The sequence below is a fragment of the Mesorhizobium sp. Root695 genome, from assembly GCF_001428185.1.
Classification (GTDB): Bacteria; Pseudomonadota; Alphaproteobacteria; order Rhizobiales; family Rhizobiaceae; genus Mesorhizobium.
Map to the genome: position 1 here is coordinate 1 of NZ_LMHO01000036.1, position 8,991 is coordinate 8,991.

Below are 8,991 nucleotides of genomic sequence, written 5' to 3' on the forward strand. Positions count from 1 at the left end.
GTTCCTGCGTTTGCGCATATTCTGATCTCCTCGTCCTTGGAGATCAGCAGACGTCAGTTCGTAGCTTCCGTCACTGTCCGATTTTCGGGGAGGCGCTCAGGTAAAGAAACGTCGTGCTCCCCCGAGTTCCTCGGACTCAAGATCCATATCGTCCATGAATTTGTAAATGAGTGCGACCGTGATCTGTTCGACCTGGCTCTTTGGGTCGGGCACCTTGCCGACCAAGATGTCGCGGCACGTATTGATACGGCGCTTAGTTTCGCTATCGAGCATTTCAATCTTTCATCAAAGGAAGGGGTTCAGCGACACATAGTCTTTGACGTATTCCGGGATGCGTCTGCGCCACTTTTCAGGCACCTCCCGCAGGTCTCGCGTTGTGAAGGTCGGATTCACATTGAGATCGCCGAAATGGCCTGCGTCGATTAAGGCACGAACCTTGGCGTCGCGGATATAGGCCTCAAAGAAATAGCGCATCTGGGCGACGCGGCCGGCTTCCTCGGGCTTCTGATCGAGGAGGAACTTCTGAAACTCGTCATCAATTAATTCGGCCTTGCTCTTGAATTTCGGGATGAAGCCGTAGGCCTTTTCAATCAGCTCTCGGATCGTAATTCGGCGGTCTACGCCGGCCGCATAGCGCAACCGTTCGAGATTGAAATATTCGTCAGGTTTGTCGAACAACTCTTCGATAACGCGGCGGCTTGCGGCTTCCCAGTTCTGTTGTTCGACCAACTCCCTGAGCCGGCTATCCGACCGTGCAAATTGTTCGAATTTCTGGAACAGCTCGCGGTCGACGCGCATGCCCTCGAGACCAATCTGCTGTTCGACCTGATAGACGACCTGGTCGGGTTCAAAAAACTCATAGGTGCTGACGGCTCCGGCCGTGCCGAGGATGTCGCCCCCAGTTGACATAGGAATCGCGGCCGGTTTCGGCAGCGTGAGTTCCTCATCGTACTGAAACTCGTCTTCGAAGTATTCACAATTGGCGAAGAAATCGAACAGCCGGTACTCGCTTTTTTTGACCGAACCGGTTGCTGCCTTCCGTGCAGGGTTGAACAGCTCTTCCGCGAAGTTATGCCTTCTGGTGCCTCGTCCCTTGATCTGCACAAAATCCGATGGCGAGAAAACAGGGCGCATCAACGCGAGGTTCAAAATGTCGGGACAGTCATACCCCGTAGTCATCATTCCCACAGTCACGCAGACGCGTGCCCGGCTTGTTCGGTAATCCGGGATGAATTCGCTGTGACCACCCAGATTGTTATTAGCGAAGTTAACCGTCATCTTTTGGGCGTCAGCCACCTGGCTGGTTACCTGCATAGCGAAATCTGACTTGTATCGACCCGGCCAAAGTTGATCAGCCATCTCGTTCAAGATTTGGGTGACCTTCGCCGCATGGTTTTGGCTTACGGCAAAGGCAATTGTTTTTCCGAACTCACCGGAAATCGGATCGCGAAGACCGTGCTTGAGCAAGGTCTGGCAGAATGCTCGATTGGTTGCCTCAGCGAAGAACCGCTTTTCGAAGTCACGGCCCGCAAAAGCCTCGTGGGTCTCGCCACCGTTCTCATCCACTGTTTCGATGATGAAGCCTTGGTCGGAAAGCAGCTGGGTTGTGACGCCGGTTCGGGCGTCGACCACATAGGGGTTGATGAGAAAGCCATCACCTACCCCGTCGATGAGCGAGTATCGGAATGTCGGTTCGCCCGAGCCGCAGCCGAAAGCGCGGTATGTATCGAGCATCATGCGCCGCTCTATTTCTCGCGGATCGCGTGCCGACGTTCGATCCTTCGACCGTTTCAGATAGTCCCTTGGGGTGGCTGTGAGGCCGAGTTTGTAGCCAACGAAATACTCGAAGACTGCACGGGCGTTGCCCCCGATGGAGCGATGCGCTTCGTCCGATATGACAAGGTCGAAGTCCGTCGGCGCGAAGAAGCGCCGGTATTTGTCGTTGAACAGAAGCGATTGCACCGTCGTCACGACAATGTCGGCCTTGCGCCAATCGTCACGCTGTTCCTTGTAGATCACCGAAGTGAAGTCATTCTTCAGGAGCGCCTTGAACGCCTTGTCGGCCTGAATCTCTAATTCCAGCCGATCCACGAGGAAAAGCGCTCGCTTCGCATTTCGCGTTTTCAGGAACAGCTTGATGACGGCGGCTGACGTGAGGGTTTTCCCTGTTCCAGTTGCCATTTCGAACAGAAACCGCGTCGCGCCTCTGCTCACCTCCTCTTGCACCCGCTCGATAGCGCGCTTTTGATATCTTCTCAGGAACCGGAGCTTGCTCGTTTCGACAAAGGCGGGGCGTTCTGCTTCATCTTTCCAAGCTGCCTCATTGGCGTAGCCCGGCATCTGCGTAAGAGCGATGAAATCCAAGCCTATCGGCTCGGCCCCAAGCCTCTTAGCATCCGGTTCGAACGAATAATGATTTTTGATTTCGGCCGGGCCGGGGAATTTGGAAATGATGGAGGGGTTTCCCTGCTGCAAATCCCAGAAGTAATGAATGTTGCCGTTGCTCAGGATCACGAAGCGGGCGTTCTGCGAACGCGCATATTTTCGGGCCTGCTCCTTTGCCGAGAGCGGATTCTTTTGCTCCGATTTGGCTTCCAAGACTATCAACGGCTTTCCATCTCGGTCCAACAAAAGGAAATCGATAAAGCCGTTCTTCACCTTTTCGAAGTCTTCTCCAAGAGATTCAATTTCGGCCTTCTTAATCTTGACGTTCGGTTCAAGAACTATGTTCGCCTGGCCGTTCTGGTCATCGAAGAAACGCCACCCGGCCTCTTCAAGGAGTCGATTGATTTTGATTCTTGCAGTAGCTTCCTTGTTCGCCAACAGACTCGTCCCCCGCCTAAGTTCGTCCCTAAAAATCAATGCACCAGTCATCACATACGTACGGTTCTGCCCCTGCGGGTACCCCTCGAGATCAACTTGGTTTCGCTTAAGCCGGACAAAGGATAGATAGCAATGCTATCAGAGCAATGAGTCGGCAGTCTGCCCCTTCATAGCAGGCGCATTGGCTAGGGGGCACTATGCAAATTTTTCCACGAAACTGGGGCAGGATTGACCGTAGGGATAAGTTCGGACGCCGGGGTCGCGGGCATGTCTCCTCGGCCGGAAGTCACTGACCCTCGCTATCTTTCCTGACCCGTTTTCAATCACAAACCGAGCCAAACCATGATAATTCGAAGCATCCTTGAGAAAATCGACGAGCGGCAACTCTTCATTCCGGCTTTTCAGCGGGAATATGTTTGGAAGAAAAGGGATGCCAAGCTGCTAATCGACTCGATGATCAAAGGCTATCCAACAGGCACGATCCTCACTTGGGACACCAACCATCCGCCGGAGCTGAAAAGCAACCACGTCTACGACCCCCGACAAGGCGCAATCAAGATCCTGCTCGATGGCCAGCAACGGGTGACTACGCTCTACATGCTGATTCGTGGCGAGCTGCCGCCATACTACACGCTCGAAGAGATCACAGAGGATACGCGTGGTTTGCGTGTCAACGTCGAGACCAACGACATCGAATACTACCACAAACGTATGGATGCCGATCCTCGTTGGCTGGACATAACCGATATCTTCCGCAAGACCGTACGACCGAAGGATGTTGTCCGCGCTCTCGAGGCAAGTGGGCGCAAACTGGTACGGGATGAAGAAGACAGGATCGACGACAATTTTGCTGCTGTGCAGGGCATTCTTGATCGCGATTTTCCAGAGCAAAATATTCCGGTTCGTGCCGCACTGCGCGAAGCGATCGACATCTTCTATATCGTGAACGCGGGTGGCGTGGCTTTGACCGATGCCGAGTTGGCGCTGGCGCAGATTTCCGGCTACTGGCCGAAGGCCCGCGAGGCATTCAAAAAGAAACTCGATGTCCTGAAAAAGAACGGCTTCGTTTTCAAACTGGACCTCGTCGTTTACGCTCTATTGGCGATCCTTCATCAGAGCGGCTCCGACATGCGTAAGCTGCATTCGGTAGACAACAACGACACGATCCGTGCCGCGTGGAAGGCGCTTGACGAAAAGGTACTGGACTACGTTGCGAACCTACTTCGCGACCATGCTTTCGTCGACCATACCGATGAAATCAACTCGATCTATGCGCTGATACCCATCGTGGCCTACTGCTCCCGCATGGACTGCAAGCTGAACCACACCCAGATTCAGAAGGTCGTTAAATGGTTCTATTACTCCCAGGTTCGCCGACGCTATGTAAGCCAGCTTCCGCAGAAGCTCGACCATGACCTTAAGATCGTCGCGACTTCTGATCTCCCTTTTGACCGGCTGCTCGACGTGATCCGGGAGGATCGCGGCGGCGCGATCGCCATCACGCCGGACGAATTCGTCGGTAGCGCAATCCAGAACCCATTATTCGGTCTTTTGCGGTGGCATCTCAAGAGCCGGGGGGCGAAGTGCCTGACAACAGGGGTGTCCATTCACCGCCCCATGGGGGAGAAATACCAACTAGAAAATGACCATATCTTCGCCTTCGCCAACCTGAGGGATGCCGGATATGGGATGCAAAACCGCCTCAAGTACCAACTCGCTCAGGAGCTGACCAATCGCGCTCTGCTGACGCAAATCGCAAATCGGTCCAAAGGTGCCAAGGAAACGGAAGCCTATCTGGAATCGGTCGTCGCCAATCAACCCAAAGCCTTAGCTCTCCAACTGATCCCAGAAGATCGGGAACTTTGGCAGATAGAAAACTACGAGCTATTTCTCAGGAAACGTCGGCAGATGCTAGCTGACAGCCTCAATGCCTGGCTTGAAGGTTTGGCAGAAACGGAAGCGGTGGAAGAGGCTATCAACCTTGAAGATCTGATCGCTGAGGGAGAAAACGAAGAAGTCGAATTCAAGGAAACCCTACGCTGGGACGTGAAGCAGGGCACTGTGAACAAAGAACTGGAAGGCGTAATCATGAAGACGATTGCTGCCTTCGCGAATGCACAGGGCGGCACGTTGCTGATCGGCGTCGCTGACAACGGATCAATCTCCGGCCTCGACAATGATTACAAGGCGCTGAACGGTGGTAATCGTGACAAGTTCGAGCTGCATCTAAAGACCTTGGCCATCAACGCGTTCGGTGAGGCCGTCGCAGCCACAAAGCTGAGGCTGACATTTCCGCAGATTGAAGAAAAAGAGATATGCCGCGTCGACATTATGCCGGCGAACAAGCCGATCTATCTGAAGCTTGCCGACAAGGGTGGCGCGGCTCAGGAACGGTTTTACGTCAGGAGCGGCAACTCTTCTCGCGAGATGATTGGGGAGCAGGCGGACTTGTACAAAGAAGAGCGCTTCGTCTAACTCGTCAGGGATGTGCAGGCCGCAGGGTTACCGCGCGGTCACCGTTTCCGAACTTCGGTGTGGTTCACGCCAGTTCACGGGACTATCGTTCAGTTCAGAAGTCGCCAATGTTTCGGGTGTCGGAGGAACGCGTACTCTTGCGTATTTGAACGAATTCGGAGCGATCCCGGTCGAATATTTAGACGGCGTAATTTCTCGCTTGCCAAGGTTGGGGTCGAGCGTTCGAATCGCTTCACCCGCTCCAGTTCCTTCCAGGGAATCAAGCATCGAAAAGCCGCGGTCCGCCGCGGCTTTTTCGTTTCTGGGCAGCTCAAGTTTGGCGATAGGCACCATTGCGAGACGGTTTAATGGCACCTTACTGAGATCGACCACGCTTGCACCGCTGCCGTGTCGTCCCTGAAAGATACACGCGAAACGACAGAGATGCTTTTCGCCGCGCCCTCGGTATCGGCCCGAACGAGCCGGTGCCGGAGCCCGAGACGGCTCGACCAGCCGGCCGATTGCGATGCGACCTGCGGCCGCTAGCTCTGTATCCAGCGATTACCCGGTATTCGCCCCTTGAACGTCGCTGCCCGGAATGCTCCGTTACCACTTCGGACGTCCGGAGAAGATTGATGACAGGCTTTGTCTGCCGCGAGCGCGCGGCTCAACTGATGGACCGCGCCGGCATCGAGGCGCTGGTGCTGTGCGCGCCCGAGGCCTTCCACTATGCGACCGGGGCCTCGATCGGCCCGGCCGGGCTGTTCCGGCGCGCCGGCGCTGGCTTCGTCGTCATCCCGGCTGGCCAAGACCTGCCGATCGGCGTCGTGGTGGCGGATTTCAATGCTGCACAGTTGCAAAGGGTTCTGCCGGACGCTGTCATCCGCAGCCATCCGATCTGGATCGAAACCGCCACGCTTGACGCCTCGACGTCAGGGCAAGGGCTGGCGCAACGCGTTGAGGCCGGCCTTGCCTCGTCCGGCCGGGCGCCTGGTTTTTCGCGACCGGCTACATTCGAGCTCGCCCATTCCGTTCGCGAGCTGAAGCATATCCTGACCGGGTTCGGACTGGAGCACGCAATGATCGGCGTCGATCTCGATTTCATCGCCGCCGCCGATTTCTCGGCCCTGCAGGCGCTGCTGCCGGGCTGCACGATGGTCGACGGCTCGTCGGTGCTCGACAGGTTGCGGGCCATCAAGTCGCAACGCGAGATCGCCCTGCTGCAGCAAGGCATCATCCTGTCGGAAGCCGGGCTGGACCGGCTGCAGGTGGATGCCATGGCCGGCATGCGCCAGGCCGATTTGATTGCCCTGTACCGGGAAGGTGTCGCCACGGCCGCGGCCGGACTGTCGTATCCGGTCGCCACGGCCGAGTATGTCACGCTGGGCGCTCGGGCCAAGGATGCCGATGCGAAAGCCATGCCGGGCGATCCGCTGAAGTGCGACATGGTCTGCACGGTCGGCGGCTACGCCTCCGACATGTCGCGCAATTTCACCTTCGGGCCGTCATCCGCCGAGCAGGCCGAGCTGCATGCAATCGCCGAGCGGGCCTTTGACGACGGGCTGGCATCCCTTGTTCCGGGAACCAGGCTCGCCCACGTGCATCGCGTCGCCACCGACAGCCTGGCGCGGCAAGGGCTGCGCTCCTATCGCCGCGGTCATTTCGGCCATGGCGTCGGCCAGTCGGTCTTCTCAGAACAATGGCCGTTCATTGCGGCCGACAGCGATGTCGTGATCGAAGCCGGGATGGTGCTGGCCTTCGAGATCCCGCTCTACATCGACGGTCTCGCCAGCTTCAATCTCGAGGACCAGTTCCTGATTACGCCGGACGGACCTGTTGCCATGAACCTCATGCCGAGACGGCTGGAGACAATAGGTTAGCCGGCTTATGCAGTCACCGGCGGCCGCCTCTCCTTCCATGGCATCTCGTGTTCCAGCTGCGCCGACGCGGCCAGCACGGTCGCCTCGTCGCCGTAGCGGCCGACCAGTTGCACGCCGATCGGCACGCCGCCTTTCGACCAGCCGAGCGGCAGCGAGATCGCCGGCTGGCCGGAAATGTTGAAGGGGAAGGCAAACACCGAGTCCGCCCATTTGGCGTTGTAGCGGTCGATGTCCGTCTCCGACATGTCGTAATAGCCGAGGAGGCGCGGCAGCTGTGTCAGCGTCGGGGTTATGAAGAGATCGTAGGCGCCGAGGTCGCCGACGATGTCGCGGCCGATCTGCCGCAATTGCTCGACGTCGGAGATGTGCCTGGTACCGCTGGTCGCGCGGCCGCGCTCGATGATCGCCCAGGTCACCGCCTCCACGTCGTTTGGCGTCACCGGCCGGCCGATCACCGTTTCAAGATAATCGAAGGTCGCCGCCGTCTGCACGCAGGTCATGTTGGTGTAGGTCTTCCACACAGCATTGGCGTCGAGCGGCATGTCGTGCTCTTCGACATGGTGCCCGAGACGCTCGAGCGCCGCCACGGTCGCCAGCACCGCCGCCTTCACCTCCGTATCGATGGCCGTGCCATTGGGCGGCGTGACGGAAAAGCCGATGCGCAGTTTCTTCGGTGCCCGCGCCGACAGGCTGAGCCACGAACCGTCGGGGACCGGCGGCGTATAGGGATCACCCGGCAGCGCGCCGGCGACGGCATCGAGATAGGCCGCGGTGTCGCGCACGGTGCGCGAGCAGCACAGGAAATAGGCGCCGCCATACCAGTAGTCGCCGAACGGCGCGAGGCTGACGCGGCCGCGCGACGGCTTCAGCCCGACGATACCGCAGCAGGAGGCCGGGATGCGGATCGAGCCGGCGCCATCGCTGGCCTCGGCGATCGGCACCATGCGCGAAGCGATGGCCGCGGCAGCGCCACCGCTTGAGCCGCCGGGTGTGATGCCTTCCTTCCACGGATTCTTGGTCACACCATAGAGCTTTGGTTCCGTGGTGATCGACCAGCCATTCTCCGGCGCGTTCGACTTGCCGATGAGCACCAACCCGGCCGCCTTCATGCGGCGAACGACTTCGGTGTCGAAGTCGGCGACGACGTCTTTCAGGTAGAATGAGGAGTTGGTGTTCGGCGCCCCCGTCCAGGACGAGGCCAGCTCCTTGAGCAGGAACGGCACGCCGGCGAAGGGTGCTGATCTGTCGACCGTCTGGGCCTGGGCGCGCGCCATGTCGTAGAGGCGGTGGATGACCGCGTTGAGCGCCGGGTTGAGCCGCTCGACTGTGGTGATCGCCGCCTCGACCAGTTCCGCCGGCGAAACCTGGCCGCCGCGCACCAGTCCGGCCAGGTCGAGTGCGTCGGACTCGGCATAGGTTTTCAGCAGACTGTCGGTGACCATGTCTCTCTCCCAGTTTTTCAACGTCGTTCGTTGATCTTGCCAACGTTGACGCCGCCCCTCATCTGCCTGCCGGCACCTTCTCCCCGTAAGCGAGGGGGAGAAGGGACGCGCTCCAACGCTTACGATCCCCTTGTATCTACACGAGAGAGATTTCGTGGGATTAGAGCGATTGAGCCAAGGTCCGGGTGGCCGCCCGGACCTTGGCTTGGCGAAGTCGCCCGTACCCCCTGAGGTTACAGCCGCGGGAGAGCTTGGGACCTTCGCCTTCATCACGCACGACCGAACAGTCGCTTGGTTCCAACCGTACGCACAAGGCAGGTTACCGTGAACAAGATTATTTGTGGAGTTGATGTTTCGAAAGATTGGCTGGACGCGCATGTCTGGCCGGGCGG

The 8,991-nt window shown here is 58.1% G+C and carries 6 protein-coding genes; 2 read left to right on the forward strand and 4 right to left on the reverse strand.

The annotated features are described in order from the left end of the window. Positions 1-96: 96 nt before the first annotated feature. Positions 97-273 (reverse strand): hypothetical protein, encoded by a 177-nt coding sequence (locus ASD99_RS33650; protein ID WP_156389074.1) that lies wholly within the window; start codon positions 271-273, stop codon positions 97-99. Positions 274-285: 12 nt separating this feature from the next. Beyond that, complete coding sequence (locus ASD99_RS25160; protein ID WP_057145263.1) at positions 286-2,823, reverse strand: DEAD/DEAH box helicase family protein; 2,538 nt, start codon at positions 2,821-2,823, stop codon at positions 286-288. Positions 2,824-3,165: 342 nt separating this feature from the next. Here ASD99_RS25160 and ASD99_RS25165 point away from each other — a divergent pair, with 342 nt between their 5' ends. Then, positions 3,166-5,298, forward strand: coding sequence for a DUF262 domain-containing protein (locus tag ASD99_RS25165; RefSeq protein WP_057145264.1), 2,133 nt, complete (start codon positions 3,166-3,168; stop codon positions 5,296-5,298). Between the two features lie 27 nt (positions 5,299-5,325). Here ASD99_RS25165 and ASD99_RS33655 read toward each other — a convergent pair whose 3' ends face one another. Beyond that, complete coding sequence (locus ASD99_RS33655) at positions 5,326-5,670, reverse strand: hypothetical protein (RefSeq protein WP_156389075.1); 345 nt, start codon at positions 5,668-5,670, stop codon at positions 5,326-5,328. A gap of 242 nt (positions 5,671-5,912) precedes the next feature. On the opposite strand from ASD99_RS33655, the gene ASD99_RS25170 reads away from it, so the two are divergent. After that, the gene (locus ASD99_RS25170) at positions 5,913-7,157 is read left to right on the forward strand and encodes a M24 family metallopeptidase (protein WP_057145265.1); all 1,245 of its coding nucleotides are present in this window, start codon (positions 5,913-5,915) and stop codon (positions 7,155-7,157) included. A gap of 5 nt (positions 7,158-7,162) precedes the next feature. On the opposite strand, the gene ASD99_RS25175 is transcribed toward ASD99_RS25170, so the two are convergent. Further along, positions 7,163-8,599, reverse strand: coding sequence for an amidase (locus ASD99_RS25175; protein WP_056585604.1), 1,437 nt, complete (start codon positions 8,597-8,599; stop codon positions 7,163-7,165). Positions 8,600-8,991: the final 392 nt, after the last annotated feature.